Source organism: Immundisolibacter sp. (assembly GCF_014359565.1).
Classification (GTDB): domain Bacteria; phylum Pseudomonadota; class Gammaproteobacteria; order Immundisolibacterales; family Immundisolibacteraceae; genus Immundisolibacter.
Genome location: NZ_JACIZD010000003.1, coordinates 52,699 through 78,796, shown reverse-complemented (window position 1 = coordinate 78,796; position 26,098 = coordinate 52,699). Strand labels below are relative to the sequence as shown.

Genomic DNA, 26,098 nt, shown 5'->3' with positions numbered 1-26,098 from the left:
GGCGGGTGCCCGAAGTCAGGGGCGCGATTTATAGCACCGATCGCCGCAGGCCACAATCGGCCGGTTTACCGGCGTGCGCGCCGGCTGCTACATTTCAAAACCTTTACCCCGCCGCCGCCCCTGCCGGCGACGCTCGCCGATGCCCATGACCGTTTCCATCAAAACTCCTCAAGAAATCGAAGCCCTGCGCGTGGCCGGCCGCCTGGCCGCGCAGCTGCTCGGCATGATCGGCGAGCACGTGCGCCCCGGCGTCAGCACCGATACGCTGAACGACATCTGCGAGCAATACACGACGCAGGTGCTGGGCGGCCGCTCGGCGCCGCTGGGTTACCACGGCTTCCCGAAGTCGATCTGCACCTCGGTCAACCACGTCGTGTGTCACGGCATTCCGAACGACAAGCCGCTCAAGCGCGGCGACATCGTCAACATCGACGTCACCGTGATCAAGGACGACTACCACGGCGACACCAGCGCCATGTTCTACGTCGGCGAGCCGACCATCCAGGCGCGCCGCCTGTGCGAGACCAGCTATGAGGCGCTGTGGGTCGGCATCGGCATGGTCCGGCCGGGCATGCGCCTGGGCGACCTGGGCCACGCCATCCAGAGCCACGCCGAGGCGCGCAATTACTCGATCGTGCGCGAGTACTGCGGGCACGGCATCGGGCGCCAGTTCCACGAGGAGCCGCAGGTGCTGCACTACGGCATTCCGGGCACCGGCCTGGTGCTGGAACCGGGCATGGTGTTCACCATCGAGCCGATGCTGAACGCCGGCAAGCGGCACGTGAAGCTGCTGGCCGACGGCTGGACGGTGGTGACCAAGGACCACAGCCTGTCGGCGCAGTGGGAACACATGGTGCTGGTGACCGACACCGGCGTCGAGGTGCTGACCCTGCGCGAGGGCGAGACGCCGCCGTGAACGCGCCGCCGTCCGCATCGACCCCGGCGCCGCTGTTCGATGCGGAAGAAATCGGGCGCGCACTTGACGAGCTGGGCGTCACCGCCGCCACCTGCCGGCAGCTGCGCCAGCAGTTCACCGACCGCCTGCGCGCCCACTACGACCGGCAGCCGGCCGGCACGCCCATCGTGCAGGCGCGCACCGCCTTCGTGGACCTGCTGCTGCGGCGCATCTGGGCGGCGCAGATGGCCGATGTGCCGGGCGCCCAGCGCCTGGCGCTGGTGGCGGTAGGCGGCTACGGCCGCGGCGAGCTGCACGCCTGCTCCGACGTCGACATCCTGGTCCTGGCAGGGCGGGCCGGCGACATCAGCCGCGCGTCGGACGCCATTGCCCGCTTCGTCACCTTCCTGTACGACACGGGCCTGGACATCGGCGCCAGCGTGCGCAGCGTCCGTCAGTGCGTGGACGAGGGCCGGCGCGACGTGACCATCGCCACCACCCTGATCGAGGCGCGCCTGCTGGCCGGCGACGCGGCCCTGTTCGAGCAGCTTGGCCGGCGCACCGGTCCCGGCCAGATGTGGCCGACGCGCAAGTTCTTCGCCGCCAAGCTGGCCGAGCAGCAGGCCCGTTACGACAAGTTCGACGCCACCGCCTACAAGCTCGAACCGAACGTCAAGGAAAGCCCCGGCGGCCTGCGCGACATCCACACCATCGGCTGGGTGGCCAAGCGCCACTTCGGCGCCCGCACCCTGCACGAGCTGGTCGATCACGGCTTTCTGGAGCCGGACGAGTACCAATTGCTGGTCGAGGGCCAGGAGTTCCTGTCGCAGGTCCGAAACGGCCTGCACCTGCTGGCCGGCCGCAAGCACGATCACCTGCTGTTCGACCAGCAGCGCGAGCTGGCGCAGCGTTTCGGCTACCAGGACGGCGATGAGACCCTGGCCGTCGAGCAGTTCATGAAGCGCTACTACCGCACGGTCAAGGGCCTGTCGCGGCTGAACGAAATGCTGCTGGCGCACTTCGAGGAGGAAATCCTGCTCTCCCGGCGCAGCGACCGCGCGGTGCCGCTCAGCAGCCGTTTCCAGATTCGCAAGGACTTCATCGAGGCGCGGGACGAGCGGGTGTTTCGACGCTACCCGTTCGCGCTGCTGGAGATCTTCCTGCTGCTGCAGCAGCACCGCAAACACGTGCGCGGCGTGCGCGCCGGCACCGTGCGCCTGATCCGCAGGCACCTGTACCTGATCGACGATGCGTTTCGGGCCGACATCCGCTGCACCAGCCTGTTCATGGAAATCATCCGCCAGCCGCACGGCATCGGCCACGAGCTGCAGCGCATGCACCGCTACGGCGTGCTGGCCCGCTACATCCCGGCCTTCGGGCGCGTGGTGGGGCAGATGCAGCATGACCTGTTTCACGTCTACACGGTCGACGAACACAGCCTGTTCGTGCTGCGCAACACGCGCAGCTATGCCTTCCCGGACGAGAAAATCGGTGCCCTGGAGCTCGGTTACGAGGTATTCCAGAACATCCCGAAACCGGAGCTGCTGTACCTGGCAGCCCTGTTTCACGACATCGCCAAGGGTCGCGGCGGGGATCATTCGGAGCTGGGCGGTCACGAGGCCTACGCGTTCTGCCGCCTGCACCGGCTGTCCGAACTTGACAGCCGCCTGGTGACCTGGCTGGTCCGCCACCATCTGCTGATGAGCAAGGTCTCGCAGCGGCAGGACATCGGCGACCCGGAGGTGATCCGTGCCTTCGCCGCCACCGTCGGCGACCAGGTGCACCTGGACTACCTGTACCTGCTGACGGTGGCCGACATGCGCGGCACCGGACCGACGGTATGGAATTCCTGGAAAGGCTCGCTGCTGTCGACGCTGTACCTGGCCACCCGGCGCGCCCTGCGGCGGGGCTTCGGCAGCCCCATCGACGCCCACGAGCAGGCGGCAGAAGTCCGCGCTCAGGCCGCGGCGCTGCTGCCGGCCGAGCAGGTGGACCCGCAACAGTGCGAGCGCTTCTGGGATCGCCTGGACGACGACTACTTCCTGCGCTTCACGGCCGAGGAGATCGCCTGGCATGCCAAGCACATCCTGCGCGGCCGCGGCGAGCAACCGACGGCGGTGGCCACGCGCGACTTCCCGGACCGCGGCAGCACCGGCGTGATGGTCTACACGCGCGATCGCAAGTTCCTGTTCGCGGCCATCACATCGACCCTGGACCGGCTCGGGCTGGACATCGTCGATGCGCGCATCTACACCAGCCGTGACGGCTACGCGCTGGACACCTTCCTGGTGTCGGATCTGAACGGCGAGCCGGTGTCCGACCCGTCCCGGCGCCGCGACATCCGGGCCGCCCTGCGCGAGGCCCTGCTCGAAGACCCACTGTCGCTGCGTTCGGGCGGCCGGCGCGTCAGCCGCCAGCACAAGGCGTTCCGGGTGGCCACCGAGGTGTCGTTTGCCACCGACCTTGGGCGCGACCGCACGGTCGTCGAGCTGATCACCAAGGACCGCCCCGGCCTGCTGTCACAGGTGGCGCAAGCCTTTGCCGAGTGCGAACTGGTGCTGCAGAACGCCCGTGTCAACACCTACGGCGAGCGCGCCGAGGACGCCTTTTTCGTCACCGACGCCACGGGGCATGCCGTCACCGACGCGGCGCGCCTGGATCAGCTGCGCGAGCAACTGGCGCGACGCCTGGACGGCGAACCGGCCACGCCGGCCTGAACGGGCTTCGGGTGCCGCCATGAACCCCGGTTTCGCCGACCTGCAGCCGTACCCGTTCGAACGCCTGCGCGGCCTGCTGGCCGATGTCCGGCACGGCGGTGGCCTGCCGCTGATCGACCTGTCCATCGGCGAGCCACGCCACGCGCCGCCGGCGCTGGTGCGAAACGCGCTGATCGACAACCTGGATGGCCTGGGCCGGTACCCGAAGACGGCCGGCTCGGACGAGCTGCGTGCCGCCATCGCCGACTGGCTGGTGCGCCGTCACGGCCTGCCCGAAGGCGCCGTCGATCCGGCCCGTCAGGTGCTGCCGGCGAGCGGCACGCGCGAGGCGCTGTTTGCCATCGCCCAGTGCCTGATCGACCGCGCACCCGGCGCGCGGGTGGCGATGCCCAATCCGTTCTATCAGATATACGAGGGCGCGGCGCTGCTTGCCGGCGCCCGGCCGCTGTATATCCCCTGCGCCGCCGCGGCCGACTATCAGCCGGATTTCGGCGCCGTGCCGGCGGCTGTCTGGCGCGACGTGCAGCTGCTGTACATCTGTTCGCCGCACAACCCGACCGGGCGCGTGCTGACGCTGGATCAGCTCAAAGCCCTGGTCGAGCTGGCGCAGCGGCATGACTTCGTCATCGCGTCCGACGAGTGCTATTCGGAAATCTATCCCGACGACGCAGCCCCGCCGGCGGGCATCCTGGCCGCCTGCCGGGCGCTGGGCCTGGACGGCTTCGAACGCTGCCTGGTGTTCCAGAGCCTGTCCAAGCGCTCCAGCGTACCGGGGCTGCGCTCCGGTTTCGTGGCCGGCGACGCACGGCTGATCGAGCGCTTCCTGCTGTACCGCACCTACCACGGCTGCGCGCTGCCGGAACATGTGCAGGCGGCCAGTGCCGCCGCCTGGCGCGACGAGGCGCACGTGGCGGCCAGTCGCGCCATCTACCGGCGCAAGCTGGCCGCCGCGGTGCCGATGCTCGGTGGCCGGGTCACGTTGCCGCAGGGCGGCTTCTGCCTGTGGCTGCCGGTGCCGGGCGGTGACGATCCGGCCTTCACCCGCCGCCTGTATGCGGACCATCACCTGCGCGTGCTGCCGGGCAGCTATCTGGCCCGCGCCGACGGCGGCATGAATCCCGGTGCCGGACACGTGCGCCTGGCGCTGGTGGCCGACGAGGCCGCCTGTGCGCAGGCCATAACGCGTCTGGCGGCCGCGCTGAACGACTGACTCCCCCAACCCGACGCAACGGAAACCCCATGCAGGACCTGATCGACACCCTCGAAGCCGCCTTCGAGGCGCGCGCCGAAATCACCCCGGCCAACGTCACCGCCACCGTGCGCGACGCGGTGGAGCAGGCCCTGGCGCTGCTGGATGCCGGCACGGCGCGCGTGGCCGAGCCGACCGCCGGCGGCTGGCGCGTCAACGAGTGGCTGAAAAAGGCCGTGCTGCTGTCGTTCCGGATTGCCGACAACGCCGTCATGGACGGCGGCTACGGGCGCTTTTTCGACAAGGTGCCGACCAAGTTCGCGGATTTCGGGGCCACCGACTTCGCCGCCCAGGGCGCCCGCGTGGTGCCGCCGGCCACCGTGCGCCGCGGCGCCTACATCGCCCCCGGCGTGGTGCTGATGCCAAGCTACGTCAACATCGGCGCCTACGTGGACAGCGGCAGCATGGTCGACACCTGGGCCACGGTCGGCTCCTGCGCGCAGATCGGCAGGAACGTGCACCTTTCCGGTGGCGTGGGCATCGGCGGCGTGCTCGAACCGCTGCAGGCGGCGCCGACCATCATCGAGGACGACTGCTTCATCGGCGCCCGTTCGGAAGTGGTCGAAGGCGTGGTGGTGGAGCGCGGCGCGGTGCTGTCGATGGGCGTGTTCATCGGTCAGAGCACCAAGATCTACAACCGCGAAACCGGCCAGATCACCTACGGCCGCGTGCCGGCCGGGGCGGTGGTAGTGCCCGGCAACCTGCCGGCCGCCGACGGTAGCCACAGCCTGTACTGCGCCGTCATCGTCAAGCAGGTGGACCTGCAAACCCGCGCCAAGGTCGGCATCAACGAGTTGCTGCGCGGCGTGTGAGAACGGGCCCGCCCGGCGCACTTCGGGCGGATTCGCGGCGCGGCGCCCCTCCCACAGGGATTTGGGCAGCGTGTTCCCAGTTCCGCCCTGGCTGCGCTCAGGCCTGCGACCCGCGCGGCCGGTGGCGCGGCGCGAGTCCCCTGCTTGAGGCCGATCAGGGCAGCCGACTGCGCACGACCGCCTAATGGACCCTGCCCTGCCACTGCACAGTGCCCCGACGATCCGGGGCGGAGGTCATCATGACTGCGAACGAGGAACTCAAGAAACTGCTGGACCAGCTGGCCACGCAGCGCGACGAACTGATCGTCAAGGCGCACCTCGCCCGGCTGGAGGCGCAGGACGAGTGGGCCCAGCTCGAAAAAAAACTTGAGCAGGTGCGCGAAAAGGCCGCCGAGGCCGCCGTCATCACCGGCGACAGCGGCCGCGAAGTGCTCGCGGCGGCCAAGCTCGTCGGCGAGGAAATCGCCCGCGGCTACGAGCGCCTGCGCAAGACGCTGTAAGTCGGCACCGGCACCATGCAGGCCATGCTGCTGAGTCGGCTCGGCGAAGTGGCCGACGACGGCGCGGCCCTGGAGGCGCGCGAGCTGCCGCTGCCCGAGCCGGCCGCCGGCGAGGCGCTGATCGAGGTGTCCTGTTGCGGCGTGTGCCACACGGAGCTGGACGAAATCGAGGGCCGCACGCCGCCGCCGCGCCTGCCCATCGTGCCGGGCCATCAGGTGGTCGGGCGGGTGATCAGCGCGCCCGCCGGCAGCGATTTGCGCGTGGGTGAGCGGGTCGGCGTGGCGTGGATTTTCAGCGCCTGCGGCCGCTGCGAGCACTGCCGCGAAGGGCGCGAGAACCTGTGCGCGCAGTTCGTTGCCACCGGGCGCGACGCCCACGGCGGCTATGCGCAGTTCATGACCGCGCCGGCCGGTTTCGTGCATCCGCTGCCGGATGCGCTCGGCGACCTCGAGGCCGCCCCACTGCTGTGCGCCGGGGCGGTCGGGTATCGCGCCCTGTCGTTGTGCCGGCTCGAAGACGGCCAGGCGCTGGGCCTGACCGGCTTCGGTGCCAGCGGGCATCTGGTGCTGCAGATGGCGCGGGCGCGCTTTGCGCGCTCGCCGATCCATGTGTTCACCCACAATGCGGCGCAACGGGCGCTGGCGCTGGACCTTGGCGCCACCTGGGCCGGTGCGGCCGATGCGCAATCGCCAACGTTGCTGCACGCCATCATCGATACCACGCCGGCCTGGGCGCCGCTGCGGGCGGCGCTGCGCAACCTGCGCCCGGGCGGGCGGCTGGTGGTGAATGCCATTCGCAAGGAAGGCACCGACGCCGCGGTCATGGCCGGCATCGACTACGCCGGCGAGCTGTGGCTGGAAAAATCCGTGCAGTCGGTGGCCAACGTCACCCGCGCCGACGTGCGCGAGTGCCTGGCACTGGCCGCGCAGGCCGGCATCCGGCCCAGGCTGCGGGTCTATGCGCTGGCAGACGCCAACCGGGCGCTGGCGGATATCAAGTTCGGCCGCCACGCCGGGGCCAAGGTGCTGCAGGTGGCCGGGTAGTTTTACAACGCAGGCGGGCCGGTTATTCGTAGTGCGTCCATAAGCGCAGCACCTTCACGACCTGCTCGGATTCGAGCACCTGGTATACAAGGCGATGCTGGATATTGATGCGACGCGAATAAGTCCCCGCAAGATCACCGACCGGTTTCTCGTAGGGCGGCGGGTTCTGGAAGGGATCTTTCTGGATGACGTTGAGCAGTGCCTGCGCTTTTTCCCTGAGACCGGACGCGGCCAGCTTGCGGGCATCTTTCTGGGCTTGCCGGGTATAGACCAGCCGCCATGTCACCAATCCAGCTCCTTGGCGCAGGCGTCGACGGGCTCGGCCATGCCTTCCTTGATGGACTCGCGCATGCCCGGCACGGACAGCAGATACAGCGTTTCCTGAATAGCCTCCCAATCCTCGGCCGCAACCAGGACCGCGCTGTTGCGCTTGCCGGCGATGACAACCGGTTGGTGCGACTCCGCGGCCTGATCGATGAGCCGGTAAAGACCGGCGCGTGCTTCGCTTGCGGTGAGAGTGGACATTGCAATGCACCTGAGGTCATTAAAGAACCAAAGCGTACGCATATTCGTACGTTATGGCAAGGCTGCGGCAAGACTAATCCGCCCGTTCCAGGTCCGCCTTGACAGCCATCAGAAACCGCGCCGCCTCGCCGCCGGTGACCACCCGGTGGTCGAAACTGAGCGACAGCGGCAGCACCCGGCGCACGGCCGGTTGGCCGTCCACCGCCAGCACCTGGTCGCACGCCCGGCCGGCGCCCAGGATGGCCACCACCGGCGGCACCAGCAGCGGCACCGCGTAGCGGCCGCCGAGCGGGCCGAAGTTGCTGAGCATGATGCTGGCGCCGCGCAGTTGCTCCGGTTTCAGGCTGCGCGTGCGCACGGCAGCCATGAGGGCATCGACCCCGGCGCGCAGTTCCCCGGCCGACTGGCCGCCCACGTCGCGCAGTACCGGCACGAACAGACCCTCCGGACTGTCGACGGCGATGCCGACGTCGATTTTCTTCAGCAGGCGCCGGCCCATGTCCTCGCTGTCGAACCAGGCGTTCAGCGCCGGCTCGGCCCGGCAGCCGGCGGCCAGCGCCCGCAGCAGGCGCGTCATGGGATCGCTGCCGGCCGGCCAGGCGTGGATGTCGGCATCGTCGAACAGCGCCGCGGTGGCGACTTCCGCCTGCGTCTTGGCCATGTTGACGGCCATCGCCCGGCGTGTGCCGCTGAGCGCTTCCAGCGGCCCGGTTTCGGCGTAGATACGCGCCACGCGCTCGACATCGGCCTTGGTGATGGTGTCGTTGGGGCCGCTTGGCGTGACCGAGCCCAGGTCCACGCCCAGGCGCTTGGCGATGGCCCGAACGGCGGGGGTGGCGCGCAGGCCGGCACCGGATCGGCCGACTGACTGCGGCGCCTCGTGCAGCACGGCGCTGCCGACGGCCACCTCGCCCACCACCGTGCCGCTGTCGGTGCTCGCCCCGCCCACGAACTCGACCAGCGGCGCGCCCACCTTGACCCGCTCGCCGACCTGCGCGCACAGGCGGGCGATCTCGCCGGCCCGCGGCGAGGGCACCTCGACCACCGCCTTGTCGGTCTCGACCGAGGCCAGCGGCTGGCCCTCGACCACGTGATCGCCCAGGCCGACGTGCCAGGACAGCAGTTCCGCCTCGGCCAGGCCTTCGCCCAGATCCGGCAGGGTGAATATCTTGGCCGGTTCGTTCATCGGTTCAGTGCTCCAGCACGCGATGGGCGGCCGCCAGGATGCGCGCCGGCCCGGGAATGTAGGCGTGTTCCAGGCGCGCCAGCGGCATCACCGTGTCGTAGCCGGTGACGCGCTCGACCGGCGCCAGCAGCGACATCAGTCCCGGCCCGGCCAGCAGCGCCGCGATTTCCGCGCCAAAGCCGCCGCTGAACGGCGCCTCGTGCACGATCACGCAGCGTCCGGTCCTGGCCACAGACGCCAGCAGCGTGTCGGCATCGAGCCGGTTCAGGGTGGCGACGTCGATGACCTCGGCGCTGACGCCCTCCGCGGCCAGGGTATCGGCCACCGCCAGGCAATCGAGCACGCTGGCGCCCCAGCTGACCAGGCTCAGGTCGGTGCCTTCGCGCAGCACGAAGCAGACATCCAGCGGCAGCGCCTCGCCATGATCGACCACGGTTTCCTTGATCGCGCGGTAAATGCGCGCCGGCTCCAGGAACACCACCGGATCGGGGTCGCGGATGGCGGCCAGCAGCAGGCCGTAGGCGCGCGCCGGCGACGATGGGATCACCACCCGCAGACCCGGCACCTGCGCCAGCATGGCCTCGTTGCTCTCGGAATGATGCTCCGGCGCGTGGATGCCGCCGCCGCACGGCGCGCGCAGCACCATGGGGCAGGTCAGCCGGCCACGGGTGCGGTTGCGCAGGCGGCTGGCGTGGCTCACCAGCTGGTCGATGGCCGGGTAGATGAAGCCCGAGAACTGGATTTCCGCCACCGGGCGCAGGCCCTCGGCGGCCATGCCCACAGCCACGCCGGCGATCAGGTTCTCGGCCAGCGGCGTGTCCATGACACGCTCGCCAAAGCGCTCCTGCAGGCCCACGGTGGCGCGAAACACGCCGCCGTTGACACCCACGTCCTCGCCCAGAACCACCACCGTCGGGTCGTCGGCCAGGGCCCGCGCCAACGCCAGATTGACCGCCTCGACCAGGGTGGATTGCTCAGCCATGGGCGGCCCCGGCCACTTCGGCACGCTGCCCGGCCAGACTGGGCGGCAGCTGCGCGTAGAGATGATCGAACATGTCGGTCGGCGTGGGCAGCGGGGTTGCCAGATAGGCCGCTACGGCGCGCTCGACCTGCGCGTCGCAGTCGGCGAGCAAGGCTTCCTCGTCAGCCGTGCTCCACAGGCCCTGCCCTGCCATGTACTGGCGCAGCCGCGGCAGCGGATCGCGCTTCCAGGCCGCGCTGACCTCGGCTTCGGGGCGGTAGCGGCGGGCATCATCGGAGGTGGTGTGATCGCCCAGGCGGTAGGTCAGGGCCTCGATCAGGGTCGGCCCCTCGCCGCGCCGCGCCCGGCTCAGTGCCCGGCTCATCACCTGACGCACCGCCAGCAAATCATTGCCGTCCACCTGCACGCCCGGCACGCCGCCGGCGATGGACTTTTGCGCCAGCGTGGCGCAGGCGGTCTGTTTGGACAGGGGCACCGATATGGCCCACTGGTTGTTGCTGACCACGAATACCAGCGGCAGACGCCACACGCCGGCCAGGTTCAGCGCCTCGTAGAAATCGCCCTTGGAACTGGCGCCATCGCCCAGACAGCACACGGCGACGCGTTTTTCCCGGCGCAGACGCATGGCGCTGGCGACCCCGGCGGCGTGCGTGCACTGGGTGGCGATCGGCACGCAGTAGGGAAAGTCCCGCCGCGGCCCGGCAAAGTCGCTGCCGCGCTCGTCGCCGCCCCAGTAGCGCAGCAGTTGCTCCATCGGCACGCCGCGCACCAGCAGCGCGCCGGCCTCACGGTAGGTCGGCAGCAGCACATCCTCGGCCCGCATGGCGTCCGCCAGCCCGACGTGCAGTGCCTCGTGCCCCAGGCTGGAGGCATAGGTGCCCAGCTGGCCGGTGCGCTGCAGGCGCACCGCGCGCTCGTCGAAACGGCGCGTACGCACCATCTGGCCGTACAGCCGGCGCAGCGTCGTGGGGCTGATGCGTGGCGGCCGGCCGACTGCCTGGCCGTGTTCGTCGATGAGTTGGTGGTAGGCGACGCTGAATCGGGCGACGGTGGTTTTCACGCTTGCCTCCGGTGACGGTCCCGGAGTTGTAATGCCTGCGCGTGTCGGCGGCAAGGCAGGGGGCGTGTCGCAATACGCGAAGAACGCGCGTTGCTTTACTGGGAGCGATGCCGCGCACGTGACGTGGGGAGGGAGGCAGGCAGAAAAAGGGCGGGGGCCGGGATGGTGTGTGCCAGTCACCATCAGGAGGAGGAGGGGAAGAGTTCCCGGCCCCCGCCAGGTTAGGTATAGCAGGCGGCGTGCCAACAGCTGAAAAGCGCCATTCCACTGGCCCGCGACCCAGTGGCCCGACAAGAACCAGGGCCGGCACGCACCGGAATGAGGACAGCCGGCACCCCGTCGCACCAACTTTGGACCTTGAACGCGCCGTGGGCCGGCCCGGTCGACGAACAACCGCTGTCGAGGGTCGCGGCCGGTGGCCGTGCGCCGCAGGGCCAGCCGTTAGAATGACCATCCCGCGCCGTTGTCGGTCAATCCAAGGATCGCCATGCCCTACCCGAAGTTCCCGCCCGTGAGCCTGCAGCAGTGGCAGGCAGCCGCCGAAAAGAGCCTGCGCGGCAAGCCGCTGGAGTCCCTCACCTGGCACACGCCGGACGGCCTGGCGGTCAAGCCGCTGTACACGGCGGCGGACCTGGCGGGGCTGGAATTTGCCGACACGCTGCCGGGCTTCGAGCCGTTCGTGCGCGGCCCGCAGCCGACCATGTACGCCGGGCGGCCGTGGACCATCCGCCAGTACGCCGGATTCTCGACCGCCGAGGAATCGAACGCCTTCTACCGCAAGGCGCTGGCGGCCGGCGCCCAGGGCGTGTCGGTGGCCTTCGACCTGGCCACCCACCGCGGCTACGACTCCGACCACCCGCGGGTGGTCGGCGACGTCGGCAAGGCCGGGGTGGCGATCGACTCGGTCGAGGACATGAAAATCCTCTTCGACGGCATCCCGCTGGACCAGGTCAGCGTGTCGATGACCATGAACGGCGCGGTGCTGCCAGTGCTGGCCGGCTACATCGTGGCAGCCGAGGAACAGGGCGTCAGCCAGGACCAGCTGTCCGGGACCATCCAGAACGACATCCTCAAGGAGTTCATGGTCCGCAATACCTACATCTACCCGCCGGAACCGTCGATGCGCATCGTCGGCGACATCATCGCCTACACCGCCCGGCACATGCCGAAGTTCAACTCCATCTCCATCTCCGGCTATCACATCCAGGAAGCCGGGGCCACGCAGGCGCTGGAGCTCGCCTTCACGCTGGCCGACGGCATGGAGTACGTGCGCGCCGCCCAGGCCAGCGGGTTGGATATCGATGCCTTCGCGCCGCGGCTGTCGTTCTTCTTTGCCATCGGCATGAACTTCTATCTGGAGATCGCCAAGCTGCGCGCGGCGCGCCTGCTGTGGTGGCGGATCATGAAGGAGTTCGGCGCCACGGACCCGCGCTCGCTGATGCTGCGCACGCACTGCCAGACCTCCGGCTGGTCGCTGACCGAGCAGGATCCGTACAACAACGTCATCCGCACCACCATCGAGGCGATGGCTGCAGTGTTCGGCGGCACGCAGAGCCTGCACACCAACGCGCTGGACGAAGCCATCGCCCTGCCGACCGAGTTCTCGGCACGCATCGCCCGCAACACGCAGCTGGTGATCCAGGAAGAAACCCACATCACCCGCGTGATCGACCCCTGGGGCGGCTCCTACCTGATGGAAAAGCTCACCCAGGACATGGCCGACGAAGCCTGGAGGATCATCGAGGAAGTCGAGGCGCTCGGCGGCATGACCAAGGCCATCGAAACCGGCATGCCCAAGCTGCGCATCGAGGAATGCTCGGCTGCCAAGCAGGCGCGCATCGACCGCGGCGCGGACACCATCGTCGGCGTCAACAAGTACCGCCTGAGCACGCAGGACGCCGTCGACACGCTGGAAGTGGACAACGCCAAGGTCCGCGAGGGGCAGATCGCCCGCCTGAAAGCGCTGCGCGCCGCGCGCGACGAGAACGCCGTGCGCCAGGCGCTGGCGGCGCTGACCGAAGCCGCCCGCAGCGGCAGCGGCAACCTGCTCGAGCTGGCCGTCACCGCCACGCGCGCCCGCGCCACGGTGGGCGAGATCAGCGACGCGCTCGAAAAGATCTACGGCCGCCATCGCGCGCAGTCGCAGTCGGTGTCCGGCGTGTACGGCGCCGCCTATGCCGGCGACAGCGACTGGGACGAGCTGCGCGCCGACATCGAGGCCTTCGAGCGCGACTACGGCCGCCGGCCACGCATCCTGATCGCCAAGCTCGGCCAGGACGGCCACGACCGTGGTGCCAAGGTCATCGCCACCGCGTTCGCGGACCTGGGCTTCGACGTCGACATCGGCCCGCTGTTCCAGACCCCGGAAGAAGCCGCGCGCCAGGCGGTGGAAAACGACGTGCACGTGGTCGGCATATCGAGCCTGGCCGCCGGCCACAAGACGCTGGTGCCGCAGATCATCCAGGCGCTCAAGGCCGAGGGCGCCGACGACATCCTGGTGGTGGTCGGCGGCGTCATCCCGCCGCAGGATTACGACTTCCTGCGCGCCGCTGGCGTGGCCGGCATCTTTGGCCCCGGCACGGTGATCCCGCAGGCCGCGCGCGAGGTGCTGAGCGCCATCCGCGCCGCCCGCCCGGCGCACGCCGGCTCTTGAGCCGCCTCGACCCGGCCGCGCTGGCGCAAGCGCTGCTGGCCGGCGAGCGGCGCGCCCTGGCGCAGGCCATCACGCTGGTCGAATCGACCCGTGCGCAGGACCGCCCGGTCGCCGAGACCCTGCTGACGACGCTCGCGCCACACACCGGCAAGGCGGTGCGCCTTGGCATCAGCGGCGTGCCGGGCGTCGGCAAATCGACCTTCATCGAGGCGCTCGGCCTGCACCTGACCGGCCGCGGCCATCGCCTCGCCGTGCTGGCGGTGGACCCGTCCAGCCAGCGCACGGGCGGCTCGATTCTGGGCGACAAGACGCGCATGGAGCTGCTGTCGCGCGAGCCGGCCGCCTTCATCCGCCCCTCCCCTGCCGGCGGGAACCTGGGCGGCGTCGCCAGCCGCACCCGCGAGAGCCTGCTGCTGTGCGAGGCGGCCGGCTACGACGTGGTGGTCGTGGAGACCGTCGGCGTCGGCCAGTCGGAAACCGCCGTCGCCGGCATGGTGGATTGTTTCCTGCTGCTGCAACTGCCCAATGCCGGCGACGAGCTGCAGGCGCTCAAGAAAGGCGTGGTCGAGCTGGCCGACCTGGTCGTCATCAACAAGGCCGACATCAACCCGCAGGCGGCGGCGCTGGCCAAGAGCCAGTTCGAAGTGGCGCTGCACCTGCTGCGGCCGGCCTCGCCCAACTGGTCGGTGCCGGTGCTCGCGTGCAGCGCGCTGCGCCAGGAAGGCATTGCCCAGGTCTGGGAAACCGTGATGCGCTTTCACGCCGCGCTGTCGGGCAGCGGCGAGCTGGCCGACAAGCGCGCCCATCAGGCGCTCAGCTGGCTGTGGACCCTGATCGGCGATGCGCTGCAGCAGGGCTTTCGCGGCCATCCGGCCGTGGCGGCGGCCATGGACGAGGTGACGCAGGCCGTCATCGCCGGCCGCCTGACGCCCGCCGCCGCCTGCCGGCAGCTGATGCGCCTTTATCGTCCGGCCGATTGACCCGGGTTGACCCGGGGCGCGGGGCTTCAGAAGCCGCGCGCCTCGCGAATGCGCCGGTAGGCGTCATTGATGGCCTGGGCGCGGGCGGTGGCGCCCGGATCGTCGCCGGCCCGGTCCGGGTGATGGCGGCTCATCAGGCGCCGATAGGCGCTCTTGATGGCCGCCTGGTCGGCACTCGCCGGCACGCCGAGCACCGCATAGTCCTGTTCGATGCGCGGCGCGGACGGCGCCGCCCGCCGTCCGCCGCCGGCCGCGCCGGACGGGCCGAGCATGGCATCCAGCAGCGCTGCCGGCAGGCCCAGACGCGACAGCACGCCCGCCAGCGCCTGGCGCGAGGCGGCCGACAGGCGCCCATCGGCCGTGGCGACCGACACCTGCATCTGCAGCAAGGTGCGCAACAGGCGGGTATCGGCGCCCGCCTGGGCGCGAAACTCGCCAATACCGCGGGCGACCGAAAAATCCGCCCGTTTGCCGGCCTCGAAACGCGCCATGGCCCGCTGGCGCTGCGTGGCATTCAGGCCCAGGCGCTGCATCCAGGCCTCGGCGGCGGCGATCTCGGCCTCGCTGACGCGGCCGTCGGCCTTGGCGATGTGGCCCATCAGCGCGAAGCCGCTGTCGATCAGCGCATCCAGGCGCAGGCGCCGGCGCGCTTGCGGCAGCTCGCGGGCACGGGCCTGGTCCATCGTGTGCCCGGCGGCGACGCCCAGCATGGCGCCCAGCGGGCCGCCCACCGCCAGCCCGGCCACGCCGCCGATCAGCTTGCCCCAGAAAGCCATCAGAACGGCTCCAGCGGCGGCAGTGCGGCGCCGCAAAACTTGCAGTGCATGGCGTCCAGGTCGTGTCCTTCGCGGGTGCAGTCGCGGCAAGTGCGGGTGGAGACCGAACCACTGTCGCGGGCGCGGGCCATCTCCACGGTGACGATGCCGGTCGGTACGGCAATGATGCCGTAGCCGAGGATCATCGCCATACTGGCTAGCAGCCGTCCAGCCGGCGTGACCGGCGAGATGTCGCCGTAGCCGACCGTGGTCAGGGTGACGATGGCCCAGTAGATGCTGGTCGGGATGCTGGTGAAGCCGCGCTCGGGCCCCTCGATGACGTACATCAGCGTACCGATGAGCATTACCAGCGTGAGCACCGTGTATAGGAACACCGCAATCTTGGGCCGACTGGCGCGCAGCGCCTGCTGCAACACCGCCGCCTCGCGCACGTAGCGGCCCAGCTTGAGCACCCGGAACACGCGCAGCATGCGCAGCGCCCGTATCACCAGCAGCATCTGGCTGCCGGCGAAGAACAGGCTCAGGTAGGTCGGCACGATGGCCAGCAGATCGACCACGCCGAAAAAGCTGCGCGCGTACCGCCACGGCCGCGGCGCGCTGGCCAGCCGCGCCAGGTATTCGGCGCTGAACAGCGCGGTCAGAATCCACTCCGCACGGTACAGCCAGGCGCCGTAACGGGCGTGGATGGACGCCACGCTGTCGAGCATCACCAGCGCCACGCTGACCAGGATGGTCCACAGCAGCAGCACGTCGAAGCGCTTGCCGGCCGGGGTGTCGGCCTCGAAGACGACGCGGTAGGCGGCGGCGCGCCAGTCGCTCAGAGTCCGTGTCACGCCGCCTCCGTGGCATCCATCAGCCGCGCGGCGAGCCAGCCACGCACCGAGTTGAACACGGCCAGCGCCGGCGTCGCCGCCAGCTCGTCCCGCCGCAGCACGCCCTCGCGGATTCTGCCCTGACGCAGCAGCGCAGCGCGCAGGGTGCCGGGCAGCAGGCCGCAGCGCAGCGGCGGCGTGTACCAGACGCCGCCGCGCAGAAACGCAATGTTGGCGATGGTGGTCTCGGTCAGTTCGCCGCGCCGGTTCCACAGCAGTACATCGTCGGCCGCCGGCTGCTGCGCGCGTGCCTGGTCGTAAATTTCACGCCGGGTGGTCTTGTGGAACAGCAGCGGATCGGCCGCATCGACCGGCGCTGCCGCCAGCGCCAGCGTCCACAGCCGGCGACCGGGCCAGGCCAGCGGCGTGGCCTCGACGCACAGCTCGCCGTCGGCGCCCAGCTCCAGCCGCACCCGTTGCGGTGTCTGCGGGAACCCCGCCGCCGCCGTTTGCAGCGCCGCCTGCGCCGCGCCGGACGGCAGCCAGATGCCGGCCCAGACGGCGGAGTCATGCAGCCGGCGCAGGTGCTCTTCCAGCAGAAAATAGCCCTCGGCCGGCGTCCAGCGCAGTGTTTCGATCAATCCGAAAGCCAGCGGCGGCCGGCGCAGGGCGCGTGCCTTGAGGCGACACTCGCGCGCCTCGGCCACGGGATCGGAATCCCACACGATGCCGCTGCCGGTGCCGAACCGGGCCTGGCCGGTGTGGCGATCGACCAGCAGCGTGCGGATGGCGACGTTGAAGCTGGCCGTGCCGTCCGGCGCCGCGTAACCGATGCTGCCGCAATAAATGCCACGCGGCGAACACTCGCGGGCGGCGATCTGGCGCATGGCCTGCACCTTGGGCGCGCCGGTCACCGACGCGGCCGGGAACAACGCGCGCAGCGTGTCGCTGAGGCTGGCCCGGCTTCGTGCCTGCACGCGGCTGATCATCTGCCACACACCGGGGTGGCGCTGCACCTCGAACAGCCGCGGCACGTCGACGCTGCCGGGCAGAGCAATGCGGCCAAGGTCGTTGCGCGCCATGTCGGTGATCATCAGGTTCTCGGCCCGCTCCTTGGGCGAGTGGCGCAGGGCGCGGGCCAAGCGCCGGTCCTCGGCCAGCGTGCGGCCGCGCCGGGCGGTGCCCTTCATCGGCCGGCATTCGATCAGCTCACCGGTGCGGGCGAACAGCAGCTCCGGCGAGGCACTGGCCACCACGTAGCGCCCCAGATCCAGGTAGGCCCCGTGCGTGGCCCAGCGCGCCGCGTTCGCGAACCAGGCCCACGGGTCGCCATGCCAGGCGGCCCGCAGACGCTGGGTGAAGTTCACCTGATAGCAGTCGCCCTTGCCCAGCGCGCGGCGGATGTCCGCCACCGCGTCCAGATAATCCGGCTGCGCCAGTTCGGCCCGCCAGCGCGCGGCCGGCGGTGGGACGATGAGCGGCCAGTCGAAGTCCCGCACGGCGCGGTAGAAGCCGAACCACAGCAGCGGAAATTCCCCGTCCGCACGCACCACCAGTGCCGGATCGAAGGCCGGCGCCGCCTCGTAGGCGAGCATGCCGACCGCGTACAGGCCCGCGGCGAGCGCGCCCTCGACCCGCGCCAGCGCCGGCAATACCTCGCCGAGTGTCCCCGCCGTGACCTCGCCGGCCGGCTCGCAGAAGCGCAGCCAGCGGCCGTCGACACCCCGCAGCAGCGGCCCGGACGGCGCCTCAACGGTCAGGCGGCTGGTCCTCCACGTAGGCCCGGCGCAGCTGCACCGGCGCCGCGGCGCGGCGGCGCACACGGATGTTCAGCATTTCCACGCCGACCGAGAAGGCCATCGCGAAGTAGATGTAGCCACGTGGGATATGCATGTCCAGGCCCTCGCCGATCAGCGCCACGCCGACCAGCACCAGGAAGCTCAGCGCCAGCATCTTGATGGTCGGGTGGCGTTCGATGAACTCATGGATGGCGCTGGCGGCCACCAGCATGATGCCGACCGAGATCACGATCGCCAGCACCATCACCGGAATGTCGTTGGCCATGCCGACCGCGGTCAGCACCGAGTCGATCGAGAACACGATGTCCAGCAACACCACCTGCACGATCACGGCCGCAAACGAGGCCACTGCGCGTGCCGAGGCACCGCCTTCCTCGCCTTCCAGACCGGAGTGGATTTCCAGCGTGCTCTTGGCGAGCAGGAACAGGCCGCCGGCGATCAGGATCAGGTCGCGCCCGGAAATCTCATAGCCAAGCAGCGCGAACAGCGGCTGGGTGAAGCCCAGCAGCCAGGACAGCGACAGCAGCAGCAGGATGCGCATGCCCATGGCCAGGCCAAGGCCGATCTGGCGCGCCTTGGCCTGCTGCGCCTTCGGCAGCTTGGCCACCAGGATGGACAGGAAAATCACGTTGTCGATGCCCAGCACGATCTCGATTGCGGTCAGGGCGCCGAGCGCCAGCCAGGCCTCGGGGTTGGCCATCCAGTCGAAGAACGCCATGGGGTCTCCTTGAAGAGGTGTGAACGAAGCGATCCGAGCGTTGCCGCCTCAGCCGGCTGCGGATGGAGCCGTTGGGCGCATTATCGCTGCTCGCGGGCGCTGGCCACGCGGCATCGGCCGGTCACCGCGCGGTGGCCGACGCTGCGCGCCCGGCGAGCAGCATGTGCACCGCTTCGGCCAGCTCGAATTCGTCGCTCGCCGCGCTGAAGTTCCACCGTTCGGCGCAGCATTCACCGGGCGCGACCAGCGGGTCGTAGCGCAGCAGGTTGACGGAGTTGGGCGCCTCCCAGCGCACGCGGGAGGACACCGCCGTGCCGGCCTGCACCGACCAAACCGACCGGCTCAGCGCGCGCGCCTCCGCCAGCGGCGTAATCGATGGCAGATGAATATGCCCGCCCAGAATCAGGTCCGCGCCGGCCGCCGCCCACTGGGCCAGCGCCTCGCGATGGCCACGCAGCAGGTTGTGCTCCTCGCTGGGGCGCGGCACGTACACCGGGTGATGCGTCACCACCAGCTTCAGCAGCCCGGGCGGCGCGGCGCGCAGTTCATCGCAGCTCCATTGCAGCTGGCGGCGTGACACGGTGCCGTGGATGTGTCGGTACCAGCGCGTGCTGTTGAGCGCCACGATGAACTCGCCCGGTCCGCAATGGACGCGGCTGAGGGGGCCGTCGAAGGCCTCCAGATAGCGGGCGTACGGCCTCCCCAGGCGCGCGAACACGTTGTCGAGCGGAATGTCGTGATTGCCCGGCAGCGTGATCACCACCGGCACCTCAAGCGATTGCACGAACCGCCGCGCGGCAGCGAACTGCGTCCGCCGCGCACGCTGGGTGACATCCCCCGACAGCACGGCGATGTCCGGTCGTTCGCGCTGAGCGAGGCGCGTCAGCGCCGCCACCACCGCCGGGCGCTCGGTACCAAAATGGGTGTCCGAAAGGTGCAGGATCAGTCGCACGCCGCACCCGCCGGCGAAGCGCGGTCGCGCGGCACCAGCAGCGCCAGCGGTTGCGGCGCCACCCGAAACACGAGCGGCGCGGTCAAATACGTGATCTCGCCATCCACCGCCACCTTGAAGCGCCTGCCGGCGACCAGCGGTCGCACGGTCAGCTCGCGGGTCGAAAAATTGATCACGCTGTCCGCGTCGCCCAGCCGCGAGAACGCGCCCCGCACCAGCAGGCCGAGCAGCCCCGCCGTGCTGACCGGGCGCAACATCAGCACCGCCAGCGCATGGCCGATGGCGTCCGCCTCCGGGACACCCACCTGCTGCAACTGCAAGGCATTGTTGCCGACGAACAGCGACTGCGTGGACAGGACCTGCCGCTCGCCGTTGATCTCGACCTCGATCGGCATCGGCTGCCAGTGCCGCCGCAGACTCGCCAGCGCCGAACAGAAGGCGACGAAACGGCTGCGGCCAAAGCGCTGCTTGAACGCTTCGCGGTCTTCCAGCAAACGCGGATACAGGCCAAGGCTGGCGTTGACCAGGAACACCCGATCATTGACCAGCCCGACCTGCACCGGCGTCACACGGGCGTCGAGCAGCGCCTCGGCGGCCGCCCGCAGGTCCTGCGGAATGCCGTGCGTGCGGCCGAAGTAGTTGAATGTGCCCCGCGGCACCATGGCGAACGGTCGACCGCCGCCAAGCGCCACCTGCACGACGGCGTTCAGCGTGCCGTCGCCACCGGCCGCGGCGATGATGCCGTCGTTCTGCTGCGCCTCGTGCAGCGCGCGCGCCGCCAGCCCCGGCAAATCGGCACCGCTGCCGGCCTCGAAGAACTTGCAGCGGTGCCCGGCCGATTCGAGCACCTCGCGGATGACCCGTTGCGTGTCGTCGCTCTGCTGCGATCCCGAGCCGGCATTGACGACGAAATAGAAGCCGCCGCCCGGAATCATCTGCTCGGTCACGCCGGGCGCCGTCCGCGTGGCGGGCGGGGCCGGGGCCGCGCTGCTCAATCGCCGCCCGGCAGTGCCTGCGCCATTTCGAGGTGGTGCTGGAGCTTCGGCAGCAACGTTTCCGCGAAGGCTTTCAGTTCGGGCGTCTTGCCGTACTCGGCCTGCTGCTCAAAGGCGGCCACCGTCTTGCTGTGATCGCTGACCATCGCCAAGCGGTAGGCGGCCTCGAACCGATCACCGGACAGTTTTTTGAGGTTGGCGTAGGTTTCGCGGTGCTGCGGACCCATGTCCGTCGGCAGGGCCCAGCCGAGTTTTGCGGCCACCTGCTTGAGCTGCGCATTCGCGGCGCCGTGGTCGGCGATCATCTGATCCGCGAAGGCCGTCACCGCCTCGTTGGTCGACTTTTCCTTGGCCAGCCTGGCCATTTCGATTTCCGCAACGCCGCCGGCGGCCGTATCGGCCGCGAAATCCGCGTCGACCAATTGGGCCGCCGCGGCGTGCGGCTGCGTGGCGGCGTCCTCGGCGGCCAACACCGCTGCACCGGGGCTGAAAAGAGCCATGCCGGCGGCCAGACACAGGGGGGTAAGGACTCGCATGCTATTCTCCTTTTGCTTGCCGTGCTGGCCTGTTCGACCCCAGCGCCGCGGGGGGAGTTCGCGCTGCGGCTGAATGATGGCCGAATGGCGGAGCCGGCATCGGCCGGGTGGGCTGGCGAATGACTGAACGCGGCGGAAGGGCCTGCGCGCAGCGATTGGCGCCTCGACGGATCGCGCCCAGCCGGGGACTGCGCCGGCCCAAAATGGACTGGCGCCGCTTTTGTCTGGGCAAGTGCCGATCAATCCATCGTGTCGCTACAGCTGCGCAGCGGCGGGAGAGTCTGAAAACACGGCATCGACGCCGAGTGCTGCAAGGCGGGCCAGATCCTGCGGGTGGTTGACGGTGTAGACCCACAGCGCGCAGCCGGCATCGTGCGCCGCGGCCACCGCCGCCGCGTCGGCGTATTCCAGCGCGCAGCCGATGACACTGGCCTGCACGGCGCGCGCCACCGAGCAGGCTTGCTCATTCACCTGCTCGGTAAGGACGCCGAGCGGCAGCTGCGGCAAAGTGGTGCGCAGTGTCGCCAGCTGGGTCCAGTCGAACGAAGAGGCCAGCAGGTCGCGGCTCGACCAGCCGCCGGCCAGCGCCTCGCGCAGCAGCGGTAGCAGCAGCGGCGCCACGCCCGGCCCTTTCAATTCCAGATTCACGCCGCAGCGCCCGCGGCACAGGTCCAGCACTTCGCGTGGCAGCGGGATGCGCTCGCCGTGGCCGGCATCGAGCGCCCGCAGCGCGGCCAGCGGCTGATCGGCCACCGGCCCGTGACCGTTGGTGGTGCGCTCCAGGGTTTCGTCGTGGATCACCACCAGGCCGTCGGCGCAGGCCTGCACGTCCACCTCCACCCACGGCGCACCGAGTTCGATGGCGCGGCGGATGGCGGCCAGGGTGTTCTCCGGCGCCTCGCTACTGGCGCCGCGATGGGCGATGCGCAGCACCTTTCAGTCGGTCGTATCCAGGCGGGCGCGGTCGGCCGGCGAGGCGCAGCTGACGCCAAGGTCATTCACCAGGCCGTCGGCGATGCCGTAAATCCAGCCATGCACGGTCACTTCCTGGCCAGCCGCCCAGGCGCCGCGCATCACGGTGCTGTCGCACACCGCCCGTACCTGGGCGCGCACGTTGTGCTCGCACAGCGCATTCAGACGCTGGTCGGCCGGCAGGGCGTCGATGTCCCGGTGTTGCCGGTAGACGGTTTCGATGTTGCGCAACCAGTTGTCGATCAGGCCCAGCGGCTGGCCGTCCAGCACCGACTGCACGGCGCCGCAGCCGTAATGCCCGCACACGATCACGTGATCGACGCGCAGCACCTCGACGGCGTACTGCAGCACGGCTAGGAAGTTCAGGTCGGTCTGGTGCACCAGGTTGCCGACGTTGCGGTGCACGAAGATCTCGCCCGGCAGCAGGCCGACGATCTGGTTGGCCGGCACGCGGCTGTCCGAGCAGCCGATCCACAGGTAATGCGGGCGCTGCTGGCCCAGCAGGCGGGTGAAGAAGTCGGGATCGCTGGCCTTGACCCGCGCCGCCCAGGCGCGGTTGGACTCGATGAGTTTGTTCAGGTCGGACATGGGGGAGTCGCATGGAGGGTGATCGGGCCGTCCGGGCAAGACCCGGACGGGCAAGGATTATGCCGGTGTCACAGCACCCCTGCGGCGCGCAGCGCCGCGATGTCGTCCGCGCTGCGGCCGAGCAGGCCGGCGAGCACCTCGTCGGTGTGTTCGCCAAGGCGCGGCGGCGGCAGGTGATAGCTCACCGGCGTGTCCGAGAAATGAAACGGACTGCCGACCAGCGGCACCTGGCCGGCCAGCGGGTGCGGCAGCTCGATGCGCAGGCCGCGTGCCCTGACCTGCGGCAGCTCGAACACCTGCGCCATGTCGTTGATGCGCCCGGCCGGCACATCCACGGCGCACAGGGCTTCTTCCCAGGCCAGCGCCGGGCGAGTGGCGATGATTTCCTGCAGCAGGGCGATCAGTTCCACCCGATTGCGCACCCGGCCGGCGTTGCTCGCGAAGCGCGCATCGTCGCCCAGCTGCGGCACGCCGGCCACTTCGCACAGGCGCCGGAACTGCGCGTCATTACCGACCGCCAGCACCAGCGGTCCGTCGGCGGCCTGGAATACCTCATAGGGCACGATGTTGGCGTGGGCGTTGCCATGGCGGCCCGGCACCTGGCCGCCGATGAAGTAATTCATGGCCATCACGGCCATGCTGGCCACCTGCACATCCAGCAGCGCCAGGTCGATATACTGGCCGCGGCCGCTGACGCCGCGCTGCACCAGCGCCGCCAGCACGGCGATGGCCGCGTGCATGCCGGTGGCCAGGTCGGCGTAGGCGATGCCGAGCTTTTGCGGCCCGCCGCCGGGGCGATCGTCGCGCTCGCCGGTGACGCTCATCAGCCCGCCCATGGCCTGGATGATGAAGTCGTAGCCCGGACGGCTGGCCAGCGGGCCGGTCTGCCCGAAGCCGGTGATCGAGCAGTACACCAGGCGCGGGTTGACCGCGGATAGGTCCTCATAAGCCAGACCGTAGCGGGCCAGGTCGCCCACCTTCAGGTTCTCCAGCAGCACGTCGCTGACGGCGGCCAGTTCGCGGATCAGCGCCTGCCCCTCGGGCCGGGTGAAGTCCACCGTCACCGATTTCTTGCCGCGGTTGGTGGCAAAGAAATAGGCCGCGTCGGGCGTGTCCCGGCCGTCGCGATCCTTCACGTACGGCGGTCCCCAGGAGCGGGTGTCGTCGCCGCGGCCGGGACGCTCGATCTTGATCACCTCGGCGCCCATGTCGGCCAGCATCTGGCTGCACCACGGCCCGGCCAGCACCCGCGACAGGTCAAGCACGCGCAGGCCTTTTAACGGACCGGCCATCAGGCGCGCTCCAGGATCACGGCCAGGCCCTGCCCGACGCCGATGCACAGGCTCACTGCCGCGTAGCGTCCGCCGCCGGCGACCAGCTGGCGCGCCGCGGTCAGCGCCAGCCGCGCGCCGGAGGCGCCCAGCGGGTGGCCGATGGCGATGGCGCCGCCGTTGGGATTCACGCGCGCCTCGTCGAACGGCAGGTCGAGCAGCTTCAGGCAGCCGAGCACCTGCGCCGCGAAGGCCTCGTTGATCTCGATGACATCGAGGTCGGCCAGCCGCACGCCGGCCCGCGCCGCCGCCTTGGGGATGGCCAGCGCCGGGCCGATGCCCATCAGGCGCGGCGCCACGCCCACCGCGGCGCCGGCCAGGATGCGCGCCAGCGGCGCGATGCCCAGCCGCTCGCCCAGCGCCCGGCTGCCGACCAGCAGCACCGCCGCGCCGTCGTTGATGCCGGACGCGTTACCGGCGGTGGTGACGCCGCCGGCCTCGAGCGGCCGCAGCTTGGCCAGCGACTCGGCGGTGCTTTGCGGGCGCGGGTGCTCGTCTGCACTCACGACGCTCGCCAGCGCCTTGCCGGCGCCGGAGACTTCGACCGGCGTGATCTCGCCAGCAAAGAAGCCTTCGGCCAATGCCCGCGCGTAACGGGCCTGCGAGCGCGCCGCGTAGGCGTCGCTGTCCTCGCGGCCGATGCCGTACTCGCGGGCCACGTTGTCGGCCGTCTGCGCCATCGTGTCCTCGCCGAACTGGGCACCGATCAGGGGATTGGGAAAGCGCGCGCCGATGGCCGAATCGAACACCCTGAAGTCGCGGCTGAAGGCCTGCTCGGCCTTGCCGACCACGAACGGCGCCCGGCTCATGCTCTCCACGCCACCGGCCAGATACAGCTCGCCCTCGCCGCAGCTGATGGCGCGGGCTGCGTCCAACACCGCCGCCAGGCCGGACGCGCACAGGCGATTGACCGTCTGCCCCGGCACAGCTTCGCCCAGCCCGGACAACAGCACCACGTGCCGGGCCACATTGCGAGCATCCTCGCCGGCCTGGCAGGTGCAGCCGAGCAGCACATCCTCGACCTGCGAACCGGCCAGTCCATAACGGTCCACCACCGCGCGCGTCACCTGCGCCGCCAGATCATCCGGCCGCAGCCTGGCCAGCGCGCCGCCGTGGCGGCCAAAGGGCGAGCGCAGGCCGCCGTAGATATAAGCGTCGAGCATGACCGAACCCGTGTCAGATGAAAGGCAAAACGATTTCAGGACGCGAACCGCCCCAGCGCCGCCGCCGCGGCCGTGCGCAACAAAATCGCGTCCGCGGCGACCAGGAAGAAGCTCGCGCCCAGCGCGGCATAGCCGGCCGCGACGTCCGGATCGGCGCAGTACACGCCGGCCGCCTTGCCGGCGGCGCGGATGCGCGGCAGGGCCTGCTGGACGACCGCGCGCACGTCGGCGTGCATCGGCTCGCCCAGATGCCCCAGCGCCGCGGCCAGATCCGCCGGCCCCAGGAATACGCCGTCCACGCCCTCGACTGCCGCAATGGCATCCAGATTGTCGAGCCCGGCCAGGGTCTCGACCTGCACCGCCAGGCACAGCTCGGCTTCCGCCTGCGCGTAATAGCCGGCGACGCCACCCCAGCGCGCCGCCCGCGCCATGCCGGCGCCCACGCCGCGGATGCCGCGCGGCGGGTAGCGCATGGCCGCCACCAGCGCCTGCGCCTGCGCGGCGCTGTCCACCATCGGCGCCAGCAGGCTCTGCACGCCAAGGTCCAGGTACTGCTTGATGCGCGCCGCGTCGTGGTCGGCCGGGCGCAGCACCGCCTGCACCGCATAACCGGCCAGCGCCTGCAGCTGCGCCAGCACCGAGGGCAGGTCGTTTGGTCCGTGCTCGCAGTCGATCAGCAGCCAGTCGAAACCGGCGCTGGCCATCAACTCCGCGGCGTGCGCATCACCCAGCGCCAGGAAGGCGCCAAGCTGGCGGCGGCCGGCGGCGAGCGCCCGCTTGAAGGTATTTTCGGAGACGTTCATGGCCAGGCGCGGGCGGTTGCTGACGGACTAACAGCCTCGGGCGGACGGGA

At 70.1% G+C, this 26,098-nt stretch carries 25 protein-coding genes; 8 read left to right on the top strand and 17 right to left on the bottom strand.

Annotated features, from left to right (window positions below; translation table 11 throughout):
• Positions 1–145: 145 nt before the first annotated feature.
• The 6 genes from map (at position 146) to H5U26_RS06345 (ending at position 7,217) form a co-directional block, all read left to right on the top strand.
• Positions 146–916: a type I methionyl aminopeptidase gene (gene map / locus H5U26_RS06370; RefSeq protein ID WP_290617794.1), complete on the top strand. Its 771-nt coding sequence runs from the start codon at positions 146–148 to the stop codon at positions 914–916.
• Positions 913–3,612 carry a [protein-PII] uridylyltransferase gene (gene glnD, locus H5U26_RS06365; protein ID WP_290617792.1) on the top strand — a complete coding sequence of 900 codons (2,700 nt, stop codon included), beginning with the start codon at positions 913–915 and terminating at the stop codon, positions 3,610–3,612. The genes map and glnD overlap by 4 nt, the downstream gene beginning before the upstream one ends.
• A gap of 19 nt (positions 3,613–3,631) precedes the next feature.
• A complete protein-coding gene (gene dapC / locus H5U26_RS06360; protein WP_290617790.1) occupies positions 3,632–4,822 on the top strand; it encodes a succinyldiaminopimelate transaminase in 1,191 nt (396 codons plus the stop codon).
• Positions 4,823–4,851: 29 nt separating this feature from the next.
• Positions 4,852–5,673: a 2,3,4,5-tetrahydropyridine-2,6-dicarboxylate N-succinyltransferase gene (gene dapD, locus H5U26_RS06355; RefSeq protein ID WP_290617787.1), complete on the top strand. Its 822-nt coding sequence runs from the start codon at positions 4,852–4,854 to the stop codon at positions 5,671–5,673.
• Positions 5,674–5,912: 239 nt separating this feature from the next.
• Positions 5,913–6,173 (top strand): hypothetical protein, encoded by a 261-nt coding sequence (locus tag H5U26_RS06350; protein ID WP_290617785.1) that lies wholly within the window; start codon positions 5,913–5,915, stop codon positions 6,171–6,173.
• A gap of 15 nt (positions 6,174–6,188) precedes the next feature.
• Complete coding sequence (locus H5U26_RS06345) at positions 6,189–7,217, top strand: alcohol dehydrogenase catalytic domain-containing protein (RefSeq protein ID WP_290617783.1); 1,029 nt, start codon at positions 6,189–6,191, stop codon at positions 7,215–7,217.
• Between the two features lie 22 nt (positions 7,218–7,239).
• Here H5U26_RS06345 and H5U26_RS06340 read toward each other — a convergent pair whose 3' ends face one another.
• The 5 genes from H5U26_RS06340 to pdhA form a co-directional block, all read right to left on the bottom strand.
• Positions 7,240–7,503: a Txe/YoeB family addiction module toxin gene (locus H5U26_RS06340; protein WP_290617781.1), complete on the bottom strand. Its 264-nt coding sequence runs from the start codon at positions 7,501–7,503 to the stop codon at positions 7,240–7,242.
• The gene (locus tag H5U26_RS06335; protein WP_290617779.1) at positions 7,500–7,742 is read right to left on the bottom strand and encodes a type II toxin-antitoxin system Phd/YefM family antitoxin; all 243 of its coding nucleotides are present in this window, start codon (positions 7,740–7,742) and stop codon (positions 7,500–7,502) included. Before H5U26_RS06335 ends, H5U26_RS06340 begins: the two co-directional genes overlap by 4 nt.
• A gap of 73 nt (positions 7,743–7,815) precedes the next feature.
• Positions 7,816–8,928 (bottom strand): dihydrolipoamide acetyltransferase family protein, encoded by a 1,113-nt coding sequence (locus tag H5U26_RS06330; protein ID WP_290617776.1) that lies wholly within the window; start codon positions 8,926–8,928, stop codon positions 7,816–7,818.
• Between the two features lie 4 nt (positions 8,929–8,932).
• A complete protein-coding gene (locus tag H5U26_RS06325) occupies positions 8,933–9,910 on the bottom strand; it encodes an alpha-ketoacid dehydrogenase subunit beta (RefSeq protein WP_290617775.1) in 978 nt (325 codons plus the stop codon).
• Positions 9,903–10,970 (bottom strand): pyruvate dehydrogenase (acetyl-transferring) E1 component subunit alpha, encoded by a 1,068-nt coding sequence (pdhA, locus tag H5U26_RS06320; protein WP_290617774.1) that lies wholly within the window; start codon positions 10,968–10,970, stop codon positions 9,903–9,905. The genes H5U26_RS06325 and pdhA overlap by 8 nt, the downstream gene beginning before the upstream one ends.
• 487 nt (positions 10,971–11,457) lie before the next feature.
• Here pdhA and scpA point away from each other — a divergent pair, with 487 nt between their 5' ends.
• Both scpA and meaB read left to right on the top strand, forming a co-directional pair.
• Complete coding sequence (gene scpA, locus H5U26_RS06315; RefSeq protein WP_290617773.1) at positions 11,458–13,623, top strand: methylmalonyl-CoA mutase; 2,166 nt, start codon at positions 11,458–11,460, stop codon at positions 13,621–13,623.
• Positions 13,620–14,603: a methylmalonyl Co-A mutase-associated GTPase MeaB gene (gene meaB / locus H5U26_RS06310; protein ID WP_290617771.1), complete on the top strand. Its 984-nt coding sequence runs from the start codon at positions 13,620–13,622 to the stop codon at positions 14,601–14,603. Before scpA ends, meaB begins: the two co-directional genes overlap by 4 nt.
• A 26-nt stretch (positions 14,604–14,629) precedes the next feature.
• Here meaB and djlA read toward each other — a convergent pair whose 3' ends face one another.
• The 12 genes from djlA to H5U26_RS06250 all read right to left on the bottom strand — a co-directional run bounded on the left by djlA (position 14,630) and on the right by H5U26_RS06250 (position 26,048).
• Positions 14,630–15,379 (bottom strand): co-chaperone DjlA, encoded by a 750-nt coding sequence (gene djlA / locus H5U26_RS06305; protein ID WP_290617769.1) that lies wholly within the window; start codon positions 15,377–15,379, stop codon positions 14,630–14,632.
• A complete protein-coding gene (locus tag H5U26_RS06300; RefSeq protein ID WP_290617767.1) occupies positions 15,379–16,212 on the bottom strand; it encodes an ion transporter in 834 nt (277 codons plus the stop codon). The genes djlA and H5U26_RS06300 overlap by 1 nt, the downstream gene beginning before the upstream one ends.
• On the bottom strand, positions 16,209–18,014 hold the full coding sequence (locus tag H5U26_RS06295; RefSeq protein ID WP_290617765.1) for a chorismate-binding protein: 1,806 nt from the start codon (positions 18,012–18,014) through the stop codon (positions 16,209–16,211). The genes H5U26_RS06300 and H5U26_RS06295 overlap by 4 nt, the downstream gene beginning before the upstream one ends.
• Positions 17,941–18,708: a TerC family protein gene (locus tag H5U26_RS06290; RefSeq protein ID WP_290617763.1), complete on the bottom strand. Its 768-nt coding sequence runs from the start codon at positions 18,706–18,708 to the stop codon at positions 17,941–17,943. Before H5U26_RS06290 ends, H5U26_RS06295 begins: the two co-directional genes overlap by 74 nt.
• 121 nt (positions 18,709–18,829) lie before the next feature.
• Positions 18,830–19,660 carry a metallophosphoesterase gene (locus H5U26_RS06285; RefSeq protein ID WP_290617761.1) on the bottom strand — a complete coding sequence of 277 codons (831 nt, stop codon included), beginning with the start codon at positions 19,658–19,660 and terminating at the stop codon, positions 18,830–18,832.
• Complete coding sequence (locus H5U26_RS06280; RefSeq protein ID WP_290617759.1) at positions 19,651–20,607, bottom strand: diacylglycerol kinase family protein; 957 nt, start codon at positions 20,605–20,607, stop codon at positions 19,651–19,653. Before H5U26_RS06280 ends, H5U26_RS06285 begins: the two co-directional genes overlap by 10 nt.
• A gap of 44 nt (positions 20,608–20,651) precedes the next feature.
• Positions 20,652–21,191: a DUF4142 domain-containing protein gene (locus tag H5U26_RS06275; RefSeq protein ID WP_290617757.1), complete on the bottom strand. Its 540-nt coding sequence runs from the start codon at positions 21,189–21,191 to the stop codon at positions 20,652–20,654.
• 255 nt (positions 21,192–21,446) lie between these two features.
• Positions 21,447–22,124 carry a glycerophosphodiester phosphodiesterase family protein gene (locus tag H5U26_RS06270; protein WP_290617755.1) on the bottom strand — a complete coding sequence of 226 codons (678 nt, stop codon included), beginning with the start codon at positions 22,122–22,124 and terminating at the stop codon, positions 21,447–21,449.
• 3 nt (positions 22,125–22,127) lie between these two features.
• On the bottom strand, positions 22,128–22,751 hold the full coding sequence (can, locus tag H5U26_RS06265; protein WP_290617753.1) for a carbonate dehydratase: 624 nt from the start codon (positions 22,749–22,751) through the stop codon (positions 22,128–22,130).
• A 68-nt stretch (positions 22,752–22,819) separates the two neighbouring features.
• Entirely contained in the window at positions 22,820–24,043 is a 1,224-nt protein-coding gene (locus H5U26_RS06260) for a CaiB/BaiF CoA-transferase family protein (protein WP_290617751.1), read from the bottom strand.
• On the bottom strand, positions 24,043–25,245 hold the full coding sequence (locus H5U26_RS06255) for a 3-oxoadipyl-CoA thiolase (protein WP_290617745.1): 1,203 nt from the start codon (positions 25,243–25,245) through the stop codon (positions 24,043–24,045). The genes H5U26_RS06260 and H5U26_RS06255 overlap by 1 nt, the downstream gene beginning before the upstream one ends.
• 35 nt (positions 25,246–25,280) lie before the next feature.
• Positions 25,281–26,048: an HpcH/HpaI aldolase/citrate lyase family protein gene (locus H5U26_RS06250; RefSeq protein ID WP_290617743.1), complete on the bottom strand. Its 768-nt coding sequence runs from the start codon at positions 26,046–26,048 to the stop codon at positions 25,281–25,283.
• Positions 26,049–26,098: the final 50 nt, after the last annotated feature.

What these genes read in the sequence shown, in the direction of transcription:
- H5U26_RS06325 (WP_290617775.1), bottom strand. Translation starts at nt 9,910, where the DNA reads ATGGCTGAGCAATCCACCCTGGTCGAGGCGGTCAATCTGGCGTTGGCG.
- H5U26_RS06350 (WP_290617785.1), top strand. Translation starts at nt 5,913, where the DNA reads ATGACTGCGAACGAGGAACTCAAGAAACTGCTGGACCAGCTGGCCACG.
- dapC (WP_290617790.1), top strand. Translation starts at nt 3,632, where the DNA reads ATGAACCCCGGTTTCGCCGACCTGCAGCCGTACCCGTTCGAACGCCTG.
- H5U26_RS06335 (WP_290617779.1), bottom strand. Translation starts at nt 7,742, where the DNA reads ATGTCCACTCTCACCGCAAGCGAAGCACGCGCCGGTCTTTACCGGCTC.
- djlA (WP_290617769.1), bottom strand. Translation starts at nt 15,379, where the DNA reads ATGGCTTTCTGGGGCAAGCTGATCGGCGGCGTGGCCGGGCTGGCGGTG.
- map (WP_290617794.1), top strand. Translation starts at nt 146, where the DNA reads ATGACCGTTTCCATCAAAACTCCTCAAGAAATCGAAGCCCTGCGCGTG.
- H5U26_RS06255 (WP_290617745.1), bottom strand. Translation starts at nt 25,245, where the DNA reads ATGCTCGACGCTTATATCTACGGCGGCCTGCGCTCGCCCTTTGGCCGC.
- scpA (WP_290617773.1), top strand. Translation starts at nt 11,458, where the DNA reads ATGCCCTACCCGAAGTTCCCGCCCGTGAGCCTGCAGCAGTGGCAGGCA.
- dapD (WP_290617787.1), top strand. Translation starts at nt 4,852, where the DNA reads ATGCAGGACCTGATCGACACCCTCGAAGCCGCCTTCGAGGCGCGCGCC.
- H5U26_RS06290 (WP_290617763.1), bottom strand. Translation starts at nt 18,708, where the DNA reads ATGGCGTTCTTCGACTGGATGGCCAACCCCGAGGCCTGGCTGGCGCTC.
- H5U26_RS06250 (WP_290617743.1), bottom strand. Translation starts at nt 26,048, where the DNA reads ATGAACGTCTCCGAAAATACCTTCAAGCGGGCGCTCGCCGCCGGCCGC.
- can (WP_290617753.1), bottom strand. Translation starts at nt 22,751, where the DNA reads ATGTCCGACCTGAACAAACTCATCGAGTCCAACCGCGCCTGGGCGGCG.
- H5U26_RS06260 (WP_290617751.1), bottom strand. Translation starts at nt 24,043, where the DNA reads ATGGCCGGTCCGTTAAAAGGCCTGCGCGTGCTTGACCTGTCGCGGGTG.
- H5U26_RS06330 (WP_290617776.1), bottom strand. Translation starts at nt 8,928, where the DNA reads ATGAACGAACCGGCCAAGATATTCACCCTGCCGGATCTGGGCGAAGGC.
- H5U26_RS06345 (WP_290617783.1), top strand. Translation starts at nt 6,189, where the DNA reads ATGCAGGCCATGCTGCTGAGTCGGCTCGGCGAAGTGGCCGACGACGGC.
- H5U26_RS06275 (WP_290617757.1), bottom strand. Translation starts at nt 21,191, where the DNA reads ATGCGAGTCCTTACCCCCCTGTGTCTGGCCGCCGGCATGGCTCTTTTC.